The organism is Rhodococcus sp. SJ-3, assembly GCF_051918125.1.
Taxonomy (GTDB): domain Bacteria; phylum Actinomycetota; class Actinomycetes; order Mycobacteriales; family Mycobacteriaceae; genus Rhodococcus.
The window spans coordinates 1789207-1804560 of record NZ_CM123306.1; the positions used below are offsets into that span (position 1 = coordinate 1789207).

The 15354-nt window shown below is 66.3% G+C and carries 12 protein-coding genes; 3 read left to right on the plus strand and 9 right to left on the minus strand.

The window, feature by feature from the left end; genetic code table 11:
* Positions 1 to 53 precede the first annotated feature (53 nt).
* The 6 genes from ACTDXD_RS08055 to ACTDXD_RS08080 form a co-directional block, all read right to left on the minus strand.
* A complete protein-coding gene (locus ACTDXD_RS08055; RefSeq protein WP_440126545.1) occupies positions 54 to 734 on the minus strand; it encodes an SRPBCC family protein in 681 nt (226 codons plus the stop codon).
* Complete coding sequence (cutA, locus tag ACTDXD_RS08060) at positions 731 to 3241, minus strand: aerobic carbon-monoxide dehydrogenase large subunit (protein WP_440126546.1); 2511 nt, start codon at positions 3239 to 3241, stop codon at positions 731 to 733. Before cutA ends, ACTDXD_RS08055 begins: the two co-directional genes overlap by 4 nt.
* Entirely contained in the window at positions 3238 to 3912 is a 675-nt protein-coding gene (locus ACTDXD_RS08065; RefSeq protein ID WP_440126547.1) for a (2Fe-2S)-binding protein, read from the minus strand. The genes cutA and ACTDXD_RS08065 overlap by 4 nt, the downstream gene beginning before the upstream one ends.
* Positions 3909 to 4823, minus strand: a complete 915-nt coding sequence (locus ACTDXD_RS08070) for an FAD binding domain-containing protein (protein ID WP_440126548.1) — start codon at positions 4821 to 4823, stop codon at positions 3909 to 3911. The genes ACTDXD_RS08065 and ACTDXD_RS08070 overlap by 4 nt, the downstream gene beginning before the upstream one ends.
* Positions 4824 to 4910: 87 nt before the next feature.
* Positions 4911 to 6350 (minus strand): uracil-xanthine permease family protein, encoded by a 1440-nt coding sequence (locus ACTDXD_RS08075; RefSeq protein WP_440126549.1) that lies wholly within the window; start codon positions 6348 to 6350, stop codon positions 4911 to 4913.
* Between the two features lie 163 nt (positions 6351 to 6513).
* Positions 6514 to 8184 (minus strand): helix-turn-helix domain-containing protein, encoded by a 1671-nt coding sequence (locus ACTDXD_RS08080; RefSeq protein WP_440126550.1) that lies wholly within the window; start codon positions 8182 to 8184, stop codon positions 6514 to 6516.
* Positions 8185 to 8417: 233 nt separating this feature from the next.
* Here ACTDXD_RS08080 and ACTDXD_RS08085 point away from each other — a divergent pair, with 233 nt between their 5' ends.
* Positions 8418 to 9605, plus strand: coding sequence for a CaiB/BaiF CoA transferase family protein (locus ACTDXD_RS08085; protein WP_440126551.1), 1188 nt, complete (start codon positions 8418 to 8420; stop codon positions 9603 to 9605).
* A 12-nt stretch (positions 9606 to 9617) separates the two neighbouring features.
* Here the strand turns inward: ACTDXD_RS08085 and ACTDXD_RS08090 are convergent, their stop codons facing one another.
* Entirely contained in the window at positions 9618 to 10979 is a 1362-nt protein-coding gene (locus ACTDXD_RS08090; RefSeq protein WP_440127585.1) for an amidase, read from the minus strand.
* A 159-nt stretch (positions 10980 to 11138) separates the two neighbouring features.
* Between ACTDXD_RS08090 and ACTDXD_RS08095 the strand changes: the two genes are divergently transcribed.
* Positions 11139 to 12320 (plus strand): MFS transporter, encoded by a 1182-nt coding sequence (locus ACTDXD_RS08095; RefSeq protein ID WP_440126552.1) that lies wholly within the window; start codon positions 11139 to 11141, stop codon positions 12318 to 12320.
* 96 nt (positions 12321 to 12416) lie between these two features.
* Here the strand turns inward: ACTDXD_RS08095 and ACTDXD_RS08100 are convergent, their stop codons facing one another.
* Positions 12417 to 13313 carry an alpha/beta fold hydrolase gene (locus ACTDXD_RS08100; RefSeq protein WP_440126553.1) on the minus strand — a complete coding sequence of 299 codons (897 nt, stop codon included), beginning with the start codon at positions 13311 to 13313 and terminating at the stop codon, positions 12417 to 12419.
* Between the two features lie 91 nt (positions 13314 to 13404).
* On the minus strand, positions 13405 to 14403 hold the full coding sequence (locus ACTDXD_RS08105) for an LLM class F420-dependent oxidoreductase (RefSeq protein ID WP_440126554.1): 999 nt from the start codon (positions 14401 to 14403) through the stop codon (positions 13405 to 13407).
* Between ACTDXD_RS08105 and ACTDXD_RS08110 the strand changes: the two genes are divergently transcribed.
* Positions 14402 to 15196 (plus strand): MOSC domain-containing protein, encoded by a 795-nt coding sequence (locus tag ACTDXD_RS08110; RefSeq protein ID WP_440126555.1) that lies wholly within the window; start codon positions 14402 to 14404, stop codon positions 15194 to 15196. The two genes, ACTDXD_RS08105 and ACTDXD_RS08110, sit on opposite strands and share 2 nt — an antisense overlap.
* The last annotated feature ends 158 nt before the right edge of the window (positions 15197 to 15354 follow it).

A 15354-nucleotide genomic window follows, 5' to 3' on the forward strand; every position in this document is an offset into this window, starting at 1 on the left:
GCACCCCGGGCCAGCAGGCCCGGGGTGCCGATTTCCGTTCGTGTCGCGCAGCCCTACCTTCGGGCGAGAATCCCGCCCAGCACGACACCGGCGAGCGCGATACCCGCACCCACCGCGGCCGAGACCAGGACAGTGGCAACCGGCATACCGGCAGCCGTGTGCTGCGACGCGGCAGCCACCGGCATCGGGGCGCCCCCGGCCGCGGCAACCACCGCTCCTACGCTCTCGGCGCCTGCGCTCACGGTTCCGGCGGGCGCGGTATCGGCAACGGATCCGCCCGCTGCGGGTTCCGGGATGCCGTTGGCGATCACTCCGTCGATGCCGTTGAAGAACACCCCCGCCATCTTCTTCGCGACACCGGTGATCATCCGCTGGCCCACGCCACCGACCATGCCGCCCACGACTGCATCGGCGTCGTAACTCAGGACGGTGCCGCCGTCACGCTCTTCGAGTCTGACCGTCACATCGGCCTTGACCGTTCCCGGCGCACCCGAACCCGATGCGGTCATCACGAACGAGTCGGGCCTGTTCTGCTGGGAAAGAACGACTTCACCGTCGTAGGTGCCTTTGATCGACGCCACCCCCGCGGTGATGGACAGCTTGTAGTGGTTGTCGCTGACCTGTTCGAGCGACTGCACACCGGGGATGGTGGCCGCGAGAACACGGCCGTCCTGCAGGCTGTCGTACACGACCTCCGGCGGTGCCAGCAGTTGCGCGGTACCGGCGATTCTCATTCGTTCTCCTTGCTCCGGGTTGCCGCGTGAGTCAGACGCAGCTCGAACAACTCCGAGGGGGAAATCGGCATGGACGTGATCGGGATGCCCTCCGCGTCCTCGATCGCGGCGGCGATGACGGCCGACGTCGGGATCACGCCCGCTTCCCCCGCGCCCTTCATTCCGAGGGGGTTGAGTGCGGACGGAGTCACCGTGTGATCCATCTCGAGTGAGTCCGGCATCTCGGTGACGAACGGCATCAGGAAGTCCATGTAGGACGCGTTGAGCATCTGGCCGTGCTCGTCGTAGACGATCCGCTCGTACAGTGCGCCGCCGATGCCCTGGGCCACTGCACCGATCACCTGGCCTTCGACGATCCGCGGGTTGATCACGTTGCCGCAGTCGTGCACCACCGCATACTTCCGCACATGGATCTCCGCGGTGACGGGGTCGGTTTCGACGATCGCCGCGTGTATACCCGACGCGAACGTCGAGGTGGGCGGCGAATAGTATCCGGTGGCCTCGAGTCCGGGCTGCTCTCCTTCGCGGACGGGTGGCACCGTCATATCGGTATCGGCCTTGGCGAAACCTGTTGCCTGCCGGGAGGCGTCGTCGAACGCGTAACGCAACGGATTGGACAGCACCGCGACGACTCCGAGCGGGATCGATGTGCCCTCCGCCCCGGGTTCGGTGCCGAGGACGCACACGTGCCCGCCGCGCAGCTCGAGATTCGCAGGGTCGATGTGCAAGTGCTCGGCGGCGATCTTCTTCGCCTTCTCGGCAACCATCTGTGCCGCCACGTGGAACGCCGAGCCGGACATCACCGCGCCGCGCGACGCGAAAGTGCCTACCGCATATCCGAACCGGCGAGTATCACCGGTCACGATCTCGACATCCGACACGGCAACGCCGAGATCGTCGGCGACGATCTGCGCGAACGACGTCTGGTGACCCTGGCCTTGGGTGGTCAGGCCGGTCGCAGCCTTCACCTTGCCCGACGTCTCGACGAGCACATGCGCGCCCTCGTACGGCCCGGGGCCGGTTCCTTCGACGTAGGCGCCGATACCGATTCCGACGGTGCGTCCTTCGGCCTTCGCCTGCAATTTGTACTCGGCGAAACCGTCCCAGTCGATGAGTTCCTTGAGCTTGTCGATGCCGGCCTGGTAGTTGCCGGTGTCGTAGATGAGCGGGCGACCGTCCTGGAAGGTGAGGTGGAAGTCGTACGGCATCTCCTCGGGCCGGATGAGGTTGGCCTCCCGCACCGCGATGACGTCCTTGCCCAGGTACTTCGCGATCGCATCCATCGATCGTTCCATCGCGAACACACCCTGCGGCCGGCCTGCACCTCGATACGGAGTGACGATGACGGTATTGGTGTACAGCGAATAGGCATCCACCCGGAACGATTTCGGCTTGTACGGGCCGAGCACCTGAGTGGAGGTGTTGAGGATCACGATGATGCCGTACGGCAGGTAGGCGCCGTTGTCGTGCCAGATGGAGAAATCGAAGGCCAGCAGCCGTCCCTCGTCATCGAACCCGACGGTGACCTCGTGCAGCTGTCCGCGCTCGTGCGCGCTCGAGATGAAGTGTTCACGACGGTCTTCGACCCATTTCACCTCGTTGGAGATGCCTGCCTGGCCGAGCCTGCGAGCAGCCCACGTCACCATCACTTCTTCGGGCCACGGGTGCACGATCTTCACGCCGAAGCCGCCGCCGACGTCGGGGGCGATGCAATGCACCTTGTTGTGCGCCATGCCGAGCCGCGCGGCGATCGCGGCGCGTGCGGAAGTCGAAGTCTGTGTGGAAGTCCAGAAGGTCAGGGCCTTCTCGTCGTCGTCCCAGCGCGCGTAGACACCTTTGCCTTCCATGGGCATCGAGGCGGACCGCTCGATCTCGAGGTTCAGCGTCAGACGGTGCGGTGCGGCCGCGAGTTCTGCGTCGACGTCGCCGAATCCGTGTTGCAGGTGTGCGGCGACGTTGTCGGGCACATCGGGGTGGACGCTGCGCTCAGCGCGGCGGGACACGTCGATGCCCACGACCTCGGGCAGTGTCTCGTAGGTGACGTCGATGAGGGCGCACGCGTCCTCTGCGATGTATCGGTTGTCGGCGACCACCATGGCGATGGCTTCGCCGACATGATTGACTTCGTCCTTCGCGAGCGGATACCCGTTGCGAGGGGCGGTGATCGCCGGATGCGGAATCAGCAGCGGCAGATTCTCCGCCATCTGCGGTCCGTCGTCGACGAGATCGTCGTATGTGTAGATAGCGTGCACCCCGGGCACCTCGAGGGCTGCGTCGATGTCGATGCCGGTGATACGGGCATGGGCGTGCGGTGATCTGACGAACGCTGCGATGAGGGCGCCTCGCCCCAGGTCGTCGAGGTACCGGCCCTCGCCGCTGAGCAGTCTGCGGTCCTCGCTGCGCGGGATCGGGGTGCCGAACGACCTACCCGACTCCCCGACACTGTCGACGCCGTGCGGCGCCAGCTCCGGGGCCGTGCCGGTCGAAGCGTCGGTGGTGCTCGTCATGCTCGTCCTGCCTTTCCACCTACCGGGCCGGTGGTGCCGCGGACCTTGTCGTCGAGTGACGCGCGCGCCGCGTCGTCGTCGGGTCCGAGCGGTGAGCCGCCTGCGCGTTCCCTGGTGATCTCCGCGGCGCGCAGCACCGCTGCCCGAATGTTCTGGTATCCCGTGCACCGGCAGAGGTTGCCCGCGATCGCCTCGGTCGCCTCTTCCCGGGTGGGCGAGGGATTCTCCTCGAGGTACGCGGCGATGGTGGTGACGAAACCCGGTGTGCAGAAGCCGCATTGCAGACCGTGGCAGTCGATGAATGCCTGTTGCACGGGGTGCAGCGTGCCGTCGGGTTCGACGAGTCCTTCGACCGTCGTCACCGAACGCCCTTCGAGGCTCGCCGCGAACACGAGGCACGAGCGCACGGGCTTGCCGTCGAGCAGGACCGTGCACGCTCCGCACACGCCGTGCTCGCATCCGACGTGGGTGCCGGTCTGGCGCAGGTGGTGCCGGATCGCGTCGGAGGCGAGCGTCCGTGACGGCAGCACCACCGTCTGTGTCACCGAGTTCAGCGTGAACGTCACCGCGACGTGTTGTTCGCCGGTCTCGGCCTCCAGCTCGCTCACCTGTTCGTCGAGTGTGCGTTCCGGCGCGCGGCCTCGGCTTCCACGCGGCATCGTGCTCGTCATGACATTCCTCCTGTCGGCATCGGCATTCTGATCCCGTCGTGTGCGGCGTCCTGTGCGGCGGCGAAGCCGACTCGTGCGGTCAGTGCCGCGACCAGCTGCGACCGGTAGCGGGCGGTCGCGTGGATATCGGCGTCGGTCTCGACGTTCTCGCGTGCGACCTCCGCGAGTTGCTGCCACTGGGGATCGCGGTCGTCCGTTGCCGATGCTCCGCTCAGGGCGTCGCTGTAGTCGACGACCTGCCCGAGTTCCCCGGCGGACACATAGGTCATCCGAGCGCCCACGACGAGGCCGTCTTCGACCTTCACCTGTGCCACCACCCCGACGAGGGCGTAATCGCCGTGGCGGCGGGCGATCTCGTCGATCGCGGTGCCGACGCCGGGGCGGGCAGATGGCACCGTGACGCTTGTCGCGATCTCGTCGGGCTCGAGAGTGGATTCGAGCGGACCGGCGAACAGGGCGTCGGCCTCGATCTCCCGGACCCCGCGCACCGATCGTGCCGTGAGTGTGCCACCCAGCAACGCCAGCACGGCCGGCATCTCCGCGGAAGGATCGGCGTGGACGATGGACCCCACCGTGGTGCCGCGGTTACGGATGGTCGGGTGCGCAACCAGCCGCAGTGCCCGGCCGAGGAGCGGCTGGACTGCCGCCGCCCCCGGGTCGGATTCGAGCACGCTGTGTGTCGCCAGGGCGTCGAACGTGACACCGAGCTCCGGCGAAGCCGTCACCGCGGCGAAGCGCGGTATGGACCCGATGTCCACGACGTGTGCGGGCGCGGCGAGCCGCATCGACAGCAGCGGAACCAGCGACTGACCACCGGCGAGCACCTTGCCCTCAGGGGCAACCCGCGCAAGGATTTCGCAGGCCTCGTCGATCGACCGGGGCCGGTGATAAGTGAGTGGCGACGGTTTCATTCTGTAGATCCTGCCCGCATCGTGTGATCGGTGTGTCGTGAAGAAGTGACAACGCTCACGCTCTCGCTCTGTCAAAAGTAATAGTGGTCACGCCGGCTGTTCGACTCGGCTCCTCGCGGTGCCGCCGTCCGGATCTGCGTCCGGTTCGCGATGCAGGCCCATACCGTCATCGGTGTCATCCGGGTTGTCCTTCGGCGCGATCGCGCGGCACACGTGGTAGAGCACGATGACGACGATGGTGCCGAGCGCGATGCCGCTGAGCGAGAAGGTGTCGGTGAACTGCAGTGACGTGTCGCCGATCGCGATGATCAGGCCCGCGGCGACGGGCATGAGGTTGATCGGATTACCGAAGTCCACGCCGTTCTCCTTCCAGATCTTGGCGCCGAGCAGGCCGATGATGCCGTAGAGAACGACGGTGATACCGCCCAGTACTCCACCCGGTGTCGCCGAGATGACGGCACCGAACTTCGGGGAGAACCCGAGCAGCAGCGCGATCACGCCTGCCGCGGCGTAGGCGGCGGTCGAGTACACCCTCGTCGCTGCCATGACACCGATGTTCTCCGCATAGGTGGTGGTCGGCGAGCCGCCGACGCCCGTGGCCATGGCGGTGGCGAGGCCGTCCGCGGCGAGCGCGCGCCCCATCATCGGATCGAGGTCGGTCTTCGTGATCTCCGCGACGGCCTTGACGTGGCCGGCGTTCTCCGCGATCAGGGCGATCACCCCGGGCAGGACGAGCACGATGAACGTGAGGCTGAACGACGGCGCGTGGATGCCGACGATGCCGTTCGCTTCGTCGGTGAACGGCGGCAGCCCGAACCACGATGCCGACGCGACACCGTCCCAGTTGACCCGGAAGTGCTCGGTCACCGCGTCAGCAGTCGCGTCGTACGAGGTGATCGGTCCGGTGACCAGGTCGAGCACCCACGACAGCGCGTAGCCGAACAGCAACGACAGGAAGATCGCGACCCGGCCGAGGAAACCGCGGAGGACGACGCTGGAAATGACGAGCACGATCATCACGATCAGCGCCACCCACTGATCCTGCGGCCAATAAGTGCCCGCCACGACCGGAGCCAGATTGAATCCGATGAGCATGACGACCGCGCCGGTGACGACCGGCGGCAGAACCTTGAACACCACCGAACCACCGAGGAAGTGGATCGCGACGCCGATCGCCGCGAGCACCAGACCCGACACCATGATCGCGCCCGTGACTTCCGCACTGGTGCCGCCCTGCGCGTGGATCGCCGCGATGCCGCCGACGAATGCCGCCGAGGTCCCGAGATAGCTGGGGATGCGGCCCTTGACGACGAGCAGGAAGAACAACGTACAGAACCCTGAAAGCATCACCGCAAGCTGCGGATTGAGGCCCATGATGATCGGGAAGACGAAGGTGGCACCGAACATCGACACCACGTGCTGACCGCCGAGCCCGATGGTGCGGCCCCAGCTCAGCCTTTCGTTCGGTGCGACCACCCCTCCCGGTTCGATGGTCTTTCCGTCTCCGTGCAACGTCCATATGGCCATGGCGGACCTTTCAGGCAGAGTGTGGTGCCAAGAGAGTCGACGTGGATTGTTACGGTTGTGTTGCCGCTCACACATGCACCCGGATAGGCGCAAACGTTAATTGAGTGGGGACGTTCGAGGATGGGAACAATCTGCCAGTGCGGGACGGCAGATATTGGCAATATCAGGAATTGATCCCGCGCATCGCGATGATCTTGAGGGCGAGCGAGAGGTCGAGACGCAGCTCGGGATGCGCGGTGAACGGGCCCAACATCTTCTCGAGCTTCGCGACCCGATAGCGTAACGTGTTGTAATGAAAATGTAACTGGCGCGCGGTTTCTGCGATGTTGATGTTCGTCGCGAGCAACACTTCGAGGGTGCGACGCATGTCCTGCGCTTCTGCGGTTTCGTCGGTGAGGTCTTTGAGCGTCTCCCGCGCGAACGACTCGAGTTCGTCGGTGTCCTCGACGAGACTGAGCAGCCGATACACACCGAGATCGTCGAAGTGGGTGACGGCCCACGCCCCGGTTATCTTGCGCCCCACCTCGAGCGCGGTCCTGGCCTGGCTGTAGAGCGCGGGCAGGTCGACGGTCGACGACGCCGCCCGCGAGACCCCCACTCCGAACGGCAGACGACCACCGCCTCCGGCGCCGCGCACCTGGGCGACGAGTTCGTGGACGAGCGTCATGGTGTCGCTGCTTTCGCCCATGACGATCACGATCTCCGTCGCGAGCGCGGTCACGGCCGCTCCTGGATCACGTCCGGCGACAGCGCCGACGAAGGCCCTCGCCTGCCGCTCGATGACAGGCAGGCGCGCGGGCGCAGTCGGCGCATCGTCGTCCAGGACGTCCGGTTCGACCGCGACCACCACGATGTTCCGGTCGAGATTCCAGCCGAACATCTGCGCGTGCACGATGACCTGCTCGGGGTCGCCACCGCGCCCGCGCAACAAGTCGCGGACGAAGTTGGCGCGGTGTTTCTCCTCGACTGCGGAGACCGCCAGTTCCCTGCTCACCACAAGCGCACATACCGTCGCGGCCTGCTCGACGAGGTACAGATCCTCACACGCGAGAGTGCTTCCCGGACAGAACAGTACGAGACGGCCGTGGTCGATGCCGTTCGCCGAAATCGCTGCGATCGCCACGTACTCGTCGTCGAAGCGGTGCAACCCGAGCCCGCCGTCGAGGGCATCCGTGCGGACCCGGCCCGTCGAGTCCAGGGCAGCGGTCGACGCCAGCCAGCAGAAGTCCGCGTCGGCTCCGGCACGACAGGTCTGGCGGCCGTCCGGCGTGGTGATCAGTACCGCACCGCCGAGCCTCTGCGCGACAGCGTCGGCAAGCGCCTTGTATCCCCCGCCCGCCATCACGATCTCGAGGAGCCCTCGGCGCAGATGATCGGCTCTCAGGACGGAATCGACCTGCGTTTTCGCCATCTCCGCGAGGCCCTGAGCGAACTCGTGTCCGGCGACGATGTCATCGGAGGTCGTCACGATCGGAAAGGCGACCTCATCCGCGATGCCGCCCGGAAGCTCACAGCCTTCGTCGAGCCGAACCACGAGGCCTGCGATCTTGTTCCGACCCAACCGCGCCGTGAAATCGCCGATCGTTCCTGAGAGGCGCGCGAGCACCGTGGTCGAGGTGACGAGAAGCTGGTTCGGACGCAACCACGGCCCGATCTCCGGAAGCATCATCACGGCGACGGCGGTGATGTCGCGTGCGGTCGCCGGGTCGCCCGCGATCACCGTCGGGTCGACCAGTAGTCCCGATGCAACGACGTCGGCGAACGAAGGGGAGTCGACGGTCGTCCGATGGGCGCCGGAGTCGCCGTTCTGGGAGGCATTCGTCTTCCGCACCATCACAGCAACACCCGCTCACCTGCCAGTCGTCCATCCCGCCGGGCGCGAGACCATGACCATAGATTCCCCGGGACGGAGCCGTCAACACCGACACCCGACAAGAGCGTGGTCGATCCTCGACGTTAGACGCCGACCTTCGGAACACCAGCCACAGATTGCGCCGAAATCGTACGCACCCACTTGTACATTGTCGCCGTCGCGGTGAGGCATCCCTCTCGACCATCGTCGTGACGATGAAGCCTCTACTCCACGGCGTCCGCGTTCTCGATCTGTCCCGAGCCCTCGCCGGCCCCCTGTGCACGTCACTGCTCGCCGACTTCGGCGCCGACATCATCAAGGTCGAATCCATCAGCGGGGGCGACAGTTCGCGCCAATGGCCTCCGTTCGACGGATCCGACAGCCTGTACTTCGCATCGGTGAACCGGAGCAAACGCTCTGTCGCGCTCGACATGCGGTCCGACGAAGGGCGTGAACTGCTTCGCCGTATGGCTTCTGAGGTCGATGTGGTCGTCGAGAACTTCCGGCCCGGAGTCCTTGCCGCGATGGGGCTCGACCAGGAATCACTTCGACGCGACAACCCCGGCGTGATCGTGATGAGCGTCAGCGGCTTCGGGCCCACCGGACCCGACCAGTTCGCGCCGGGACTCGATCAGGTCGCGCAGGGCATGTCAGGACTCATGTCCGTCACCGGCGCAGGTGACAACACACCCATGCGAGTGGGCATACCCATCATCGATACGGTGTCGGGAATCTATGCGGCACTGGGTATCACAGCCGCGCTCGTCGCTCGGTCGCGCGACGGCGAGGGCCACCATGTGCAGACCTCACTGATCGAATCGGCATTGTCGATCATGACCTTCCAGGCGCAGGACTATCTCAGCACGGGAAGGGTTTCCGAAGCCAACGGCAATACCCACCCGACCATCACCCCGTACGGCTGCTTCGACACCGCCGACTATCCGATCATCATCGCAACCGGTTCCGACAAGCATTGGGAAGCTCTCTGCTCGGTACTCGGCGACCCCGATCTCGCGGCGCGCCCCGAGTACGCCACCGGCAAGTCCCGCCTCGAGCACCGCGACAGGCTCACGAAGGAACTTCACGAACTACTGACACACAGATCGGCAGCCGACTGGGTATCGGCCATGCGGGATGCCGGAATACCCTGTGGTCCCGTTCATTCCGTCGATCAGGCGTTCGCAGATCCGCAAGTGCAGGCTCTGAACATGGTTCAGAACGTGTCTACGCCCGACGGTAAGGAACTGCCCCTGATGCGCGGACCGTTCTGGGTCGATTCCGAAACGCTGCCGATTCGGAACGCCCCGCCGATGATCCTGGGGCAAGACACCGACGCGGTGCTCGCCGAGTTCGGGGTCTCCGGTGACCAGCTCGAATCCCTTCACCGATCCGGGGTCATCTGATCCGGAGCCTCCTCACAGTGTCGCTGCCGCTGCCAGCGCAATGTGTTCGTGGAAAGGGCGGGCGACGAGCTGCACACCGATCGGCATGCCGTCGCTCGTCTGTCCCACCGGCACCACCACCGACGGGAAGCCTACGACGCTGATCGTGCGGCAGCTCGCCAGCGCCTCCTGCCACGTGAGGGAACGACCGTCGACGTCGAACCGGTCACGGCCGAGGAGGGGAGCACCGATCGACGCGACCGGAAGCACGAGCAGATCGCCCATCTCGGCGAGCAACCTGTGCACGAGCCGGGTACGCGCAGCCCACAGGTCTTCGACATCGATGCTGCGCGGAGATACTTTGGCGAACAATATCTCCTGGATACATGCGCCGAACTCGCCCGGAGCAGCGAGGGCCGTGATGTCGGTGTGCGTCTGCGTCGCACGCAACCTCCCGAACAGGGCGTTGCCTTCGCTCAGCGCCGACCCGCGGTAGCGACGAGCACGGAGTCGGCCTGCCGTCTCCACCACTGCCGCCACGATGTCTGCGGCGACCGGCACGGTGCCCTCCCCCGGCGCCCAGGTGATGTCGAGTTCGCCGACGTCGACCGTCGCGGGATCGAGCCACGCGACGTGCGGCGCCGACACCGTCCGCAGCACGAGGGCAGCGTCGTTCAGGCTGCGCGCCATCGGGCCGATGGTCTGGAGTAGCCCGTGGACCGTGTGGGGATTCGCCAGCACATGATCGCCGGACCGCACACCGGGGTACTGACCGTCCCCGGATACCCGGCCTGCGGTCGGGCGGATCGAGGTCAGCCCTGTGCAGTGCGCGGGCCACCGTACCGATCCACCGAAATCCGTACCCAGTCCGAGCACGCTCATGTCCGAGGCGATCGCTGCCGCTTCCCCGCCACTCGACCCGCCCGGGGAACGCGGCAGATCAGCGGTTCCCAAAGGATTCACCGTCGGTCCGAACAGCTCGTTGTCGGTGAGACCGGACGTACCGAACTCGGGGGTGTTGGTCTTCCCGACCAGAACGGCCCCCGCCGCCTTCATCGCCGCGACAGCCGGCGCGTCGGCGCAGGGCACATTCTGTGCGAGAGCGCGCGACCCTGCCGTGGTGCGGACCCCGGCTGTGGTGATCAGATCTTTCGCGGTGAATGGGACCCCGGACAGCGGGCCGGTCCGCTCACCGCGCGCGATCCGGTCGTCGAGCACATCCGCGTCGCGCCGGGCCTGCCCGGCCGCGACGGTGACAAGTGCGTTCAGCCTCGGATTGCGGTCCTCGATGTGCGCGAGATGTTCCTCGACGACTGCACGCGCCGAGGTCTCTCGCCGGCGCACCGCACAGGCAATCGTGTGGGCGTCCGCTCCGACCCAGGTACCCGCCGCCACACGACCGCTCGTCTCCACGCATCCTCCTTCGTTCCGATGGACGTGAACGCTAGGTGCGGGTGGGCCGGGCCGCCAACGTCCAGTGTCCACAGGATCGCGGCGGTCGCACTGTGAACAGTTGATACGTCAGCGCGGGGAGACACCTGACAGGATCGGTCCATGTTTGCGCCGTGGGCTCGTCTGTCGTTCGCCGTGTTCGCGGTGAGCTGGGGCGCCAATCAGTTCGCTCCGATGCAGCTCGTCTACCGCGAGCATCTGGGTCTGGGCAGTGGGTCGTTCACCGCCATGCTGGGCTCCTACATCCTGGGGCTGATTCCCGCGCTGCTGTACTTCGGCCGGGTCGCCGATCGGATCGGCCGACGTCCGGTGATCCTCGCGATGGTCCCGGTGAGCATCGCGTCGTCGGTGGTGCTGCTCCTCGGCGCCGAGCTACCCGGGTTGCTGTATCTGGGCCGGGTCCTCGCGGGCCTGGCGTCGGGGATGGCGTTCGGCGCAGGCACCGCCTGGATGAAGGAGCTCAGCGCTGACGCAGGTGCGGGGGTGGGAGCACGTCGCGCCGCGGTATCGCTGTCGGCAGGCTTCGGCTGCGGAGCGCTGTTCGCCGGGCTCATCGCGCAATGGCTGCCCGCGCCCGAATTGCTGGCTTATGTCGTGCACATCGTGCTCATGGCAGTGGCCCTGGTGCTGGTGTGGTCGGTGCCCGACGACCACGTGCCGCGCACGGTGCAGGGTTCGTGGCGGTTGTCCATCTTGTCGAACCCGCGGTTCCGGTGGGGTGTGGTGCCGTGGGCTCCGTGGGTGTTCGGGTGTGCCACGGTCTCCTTCGTGACGCTTCCGCCGCTCGTGTCCGATACGGTGAGCGAAGTATCCATTGCGTTCACCGGCACGATCGCCGCGCTCACTCTGCTCACCGGCGCATTGATCCAGCCCTTGGCGCGACGCATCGCCCGGCACGACGAGAGTCTCGGGGTGCGGATCGGGATCGGGATCGGAGTCCTCGGGTTCGCCGCGGGTGCCGGTACCGCATATGCGAGTGGGCTGTGGGCGGTCGTCGTGATCGTCGTCGCAGCTGTTCTCCTCGGTGCGGGCTACGGCATCCTGCTCATCTCAGGTCTCGTCGCGGTGGAGCACATCGCTCCGGCCGACGAGCTGGCGCAGAGCGTGGCGGTCTTCTACTGCCTGATCTATCTCGGTTTCGCGGTGCCGTTCGTCATCTCGCTCGCTGCCCCGCACCTGGGATTCGGTGTGTGCTTCGCTGCAGTTGCCGCGTTGATGTGTGCGGGCCTGGCCATAGGGCGGATACATGCCGCAACGGGATCGCCCATCGAAGCACGGACGTGAACTCCTCCTCCCGATAGGTAGGAGCGCGGCGTCGAACACATCGCTGTCCGTAGCCGATCCCGGCGATGAACCCGGTCGGGGTGCGGGTCATCCACGTCAACCTGTAGCAAAGAGCGTAGCGTTGCGAACCCGCTCGAGCAGGCTGTCGAGAGCCCCGGCGACCATGCCGGCGCTCTCGGAAAGCACGCGGTGTCCCGCGCCTGGGATCCGGACCAACTCGGCTCCGGGCAGGTGTGAGGCGATCATTTCCGAATGTGCGATGGGCACGAACCGATCCGCCGTCCCCGCCGCCACCACGACGGGGACGCCGGTGAGTGCACCGATTGCATCGAATTCGTCGAGCACCGCGAACGCCGCCAACAGCCGCGACCAGGTGACGACCGATGTCTCGTTCGCCAGCACCATTCCGAGCATGCGCAGCCACGATTCCGCCGGACGGCGACGCCCGAGCATCGTGCACACCGCGCCGCCTGCGCGCTTCGACCGTTCCATGGTTCGTGGCGCGCGCAGTACCGCGCGATGCAGGAAAGACGCGGCAGGATGCGTCAGGTACCGGCCGACGCCTCCGTCGGTAAGTCCACCCGCGGCGGTCGACACCAATGCGAAACCCGCGATCCGGGTTCCGATCGAACCTGGGTGCAGCCGGGCGTAGGCCAGCGACACCATGCCGCCCATCGAGTATCCGGCCAATACCACGGGACCACGCGGCACCAGCGCACGAAGCACCGAGTCGAGGTCGCGCGCCAACTGGTCGAAGGTGAACGACTCGACGTCGCCGATCCCGGAGCGGCCGTGGCCACGCTGGTCGTAGCTCACCGTCCGGATCCCGGGCGCACCCAATCGGTTTCCGACACCGTCCCAGCACGACGAGTCCTGGCAATGGCCGTGAACGAACACAACCGTGAGCTCGGCATCGGCCGGACCATCCACATACGCGACGAGCGGCACACCGTCGTCGGCCGCGACGGTGAACCGGGAAGGTGAATCGGGCATGAACACTCCTTGCAGAGACCTGCCCGATTATTCGTCTCCGCGTTCCCTTCCGTTAACCGCCGCAACCGGATCGTGACTACTCGCAAGGACGTCAGCGCGGTGCGAGCGCCCTCACCATCGGTGTCGGATCACCGGGCGCGACGAGCAGGATCGCCGGCGTGGTCACCCCCGCCTCCGTGTACCGCTCGATGTGCTCACGGCATGCATCCGGATGTCCATGCACGATGAGATCGTCGACGACGCTGTCGGGGATCGCGTCGAGCGCGGCCTTACGATCGCCTTCCGCCCACAACCTCCACATGCCTTCGAACTCGTCGGACCGTCCGAGGAATTCGTGGAACGCCCGGTAGACGGGCACGTTCATGTATGCGGCGATCATGCGCCGGCCCATCGCACGGGCGGTGTCGGTGTCGTATCCGGGGAGCACGAAGATCCGGGCGACGATCTCCTTGCCCTCACCGCCTTCGTGGACGTAAGGCGCGACAGTGCGGACGTCGTCCGCCGACAGCCAGTTGACGATCGCCCCGTCGGCTTCCCGTCCGGCGAGCCGCAGCATTCCCGGTCGCAGTGCCGCGAGCAGCACGGGCGGAGCGGGGTCCGCGACCATACCGGCGCGGAACCCGTCGACAGAGAAGGTGTCGTATTGCTGGGTCACCTTGTCACCGGCCAATGCCGACTTCAAGAAACGCAGTGTGTCGCGGGCGCGCTTGTAGGGCTCGTCGAAGGGGATGCCGTTCCATTTCTCGACGATGACGTTCGACGACGTGCCGACGCCGAGCACGAACCGGCCCGGAGCAGCGGAAGCCAGGGTCGCGGCCGACATCGCGAGTGTGGCCGGGCCTCGGGTGTAGACGGGAACGATGGCGGTACCGAGCCGCAACGTGGGCGCCCACGCACTCGCAAGTGCGAGCGGCGTGAACGCGTCGGCCACATTCGCTTCGGACGACCACACGTCGGTGTAGCCGAGGTCGGGAAGTTCTTCGATGAGACTGCGCTGATCGGCCAGGGGGATGCCGTCGAGGGGAACTGTCAGCCCCCACCGTCGTGTGGCACGTCCCGTCGCTTCGTTCGCTTGCTCGGTATCCGTCATGGCCGTCACCCTAGAGCACGTTCCCGCGGGTCACACCGCATCCGTATGCTGGGGATTTGTGCGTATCGGTCAGCTGTGGCGGTATCCGGTCAAGTCGTTCGGCGGCGAACAGCTGGCAGCGGCGACCATCGAAGCCGACGGCCTGCGCGGCGATCACGTGTGGGCGGTCGTCGACGCCGAGTCCGGAGCAGTGGCGACTGCGAAGAAGTTCCGTCGGTTCGGGGTGCTGCTGACGTGCGGCGCACGGCTGACGGACGACACCGAGCCGCGCGACCCGGCGTCGCTGGAGCTGACCTTCCCCGACGGCACCGTGGTGAGCGGCGACGACCAGGGCGTCGATGTTATGTTGTCGGATCTGACGGGGCACGCCGTCCGGCTCGAAGGCAGAGCCCGTACCTACGACGCGGCCCATCTTCATGTGCTCACGACGTCGTCGGTCGACGCGCTGGAGACCGGCGACCCGTTCGATGTCGCAGTCCGCCGGTTCCGTCCCACGATCGTCGTCGACACCGAAGGCATGGACGGGTTCGTCGAGAACGACTGGCTGGCTGTTCGGCTCGCGCTCGGTGACGTCGTCATCGAACCGAACAAGCGTACGGATCGGTGCGTGATGGTGACCCTGGACCATCAGGAGATCCCGGCTCGGCGCGAGATGCTGCGCACCGTCATGTCACGCAATCGCGTAATGACCCGCGAAGGCGGCAAGGAAGCGCCGTGCATCGGCGTGTATGCGCAGGTCCGCGAGACGGGCACCGTGCGCTGCGGCGATCCGGTGGAGATTACGGCCGCCTGAGCCCAGGCGCGCATTTTCGAGACAGAAACCGCCGACGGCCGGGTTGTTTCTGTCTGCAGATGTCGCAGTGGTGAACCACGAGGCTGGACATATCGTTTGTCGATGGGTATAACGATTATCGATACATCGTTTATCGATACGTCCGCCGAGAGGCATGG

What these genes read in the sequence shown, in the direction of transcription:
- ACTDXD_RS08075 (WP_440126549.1), bottom strand. Translation starts at nt 6,350, where the DNA reads ATGGCCATATGGACGTTGCACGGAGACGGAAAGACCATCGAACCGGGA.
- ACTDXD_RS08085 (WP_440126551.1), top strand. Translation starts at nt 8,418, where the DNA reads ATGAAGCCTCTACTCCACGGCGTCCGCGTTCTCGATCTGTCCCGAGCC.
- ACTDXD_RS08065 (WP_440126547.1), bottom strand. Translation starts at nt 3,912, where the DNA reads ATGACGAGCACGATGCCGCGTGGAAGCCGAGGCCGCGCGCCGGAACGC.
- ACTDXD_RS08070 (WP_440126548.1), bottom strand. Translation starts at nt 4,823, where the DNA reads ATGAAACCGTCGCCACTCACTTATCACCGGCCCCGGTCGATCGACGAG.
- ACTDXD_RS08080 (WP_440126550.1), bottom strand. Translation starts at nt 8,184, where the DNA reads ATGGTGCGGAAGACGAATGCCTCCCAGAACGGCGACTCCGGCGCCCAT.
- ACTDXD_RS08055 (WP_440126545.1), bottom strand. Translation starts at nt 734, where the DNA reads ATGAGAATCGCCGGTACCGCGCAACTGCTGGCACCGCCGGAGGTCGTG.
- ACTDXD_RS08110 (WP_440126555.1), top strand. Translation starts at nt 14,402, where the DNA reads ATGGCCGTCACCCTAGAGCACGTTCCCGCGGGTCACACCGCATCCGTA.
- ACTDXD_RS08095 (WP_440126552.1), top strand. Translation starts at nt 11,139, where the DNA reads ATGTTTGCGCCGTGGGCTCGTCTGTCGTTCGCCGTGTTCGCGGTGAGC.
- ACTDXD_RS08105 (WP_440126554.1), bottom strand. Translation starts at nt 14,403, where the DNA reads ATGACGGATACCGAGCAAGCGAACGAAGCGACGGGACGTGCCACACGA.
- cutA (WP_440126546.1), bottom strand. Translation starts at nt 3,241, where the DNA reads ATGACGAGCACCACCGACGCTTCGACCGGCACGGCCCCGGAGCTGGCG.
- ACTDXD_RS08100 (WP_440126553.1), bottom strand. Translation starts at nt 13,313, where the DNA reads ATGCCCGATTCACCTTCCCGGTTCACCGTCGCGGCCGACGACGGTGTG.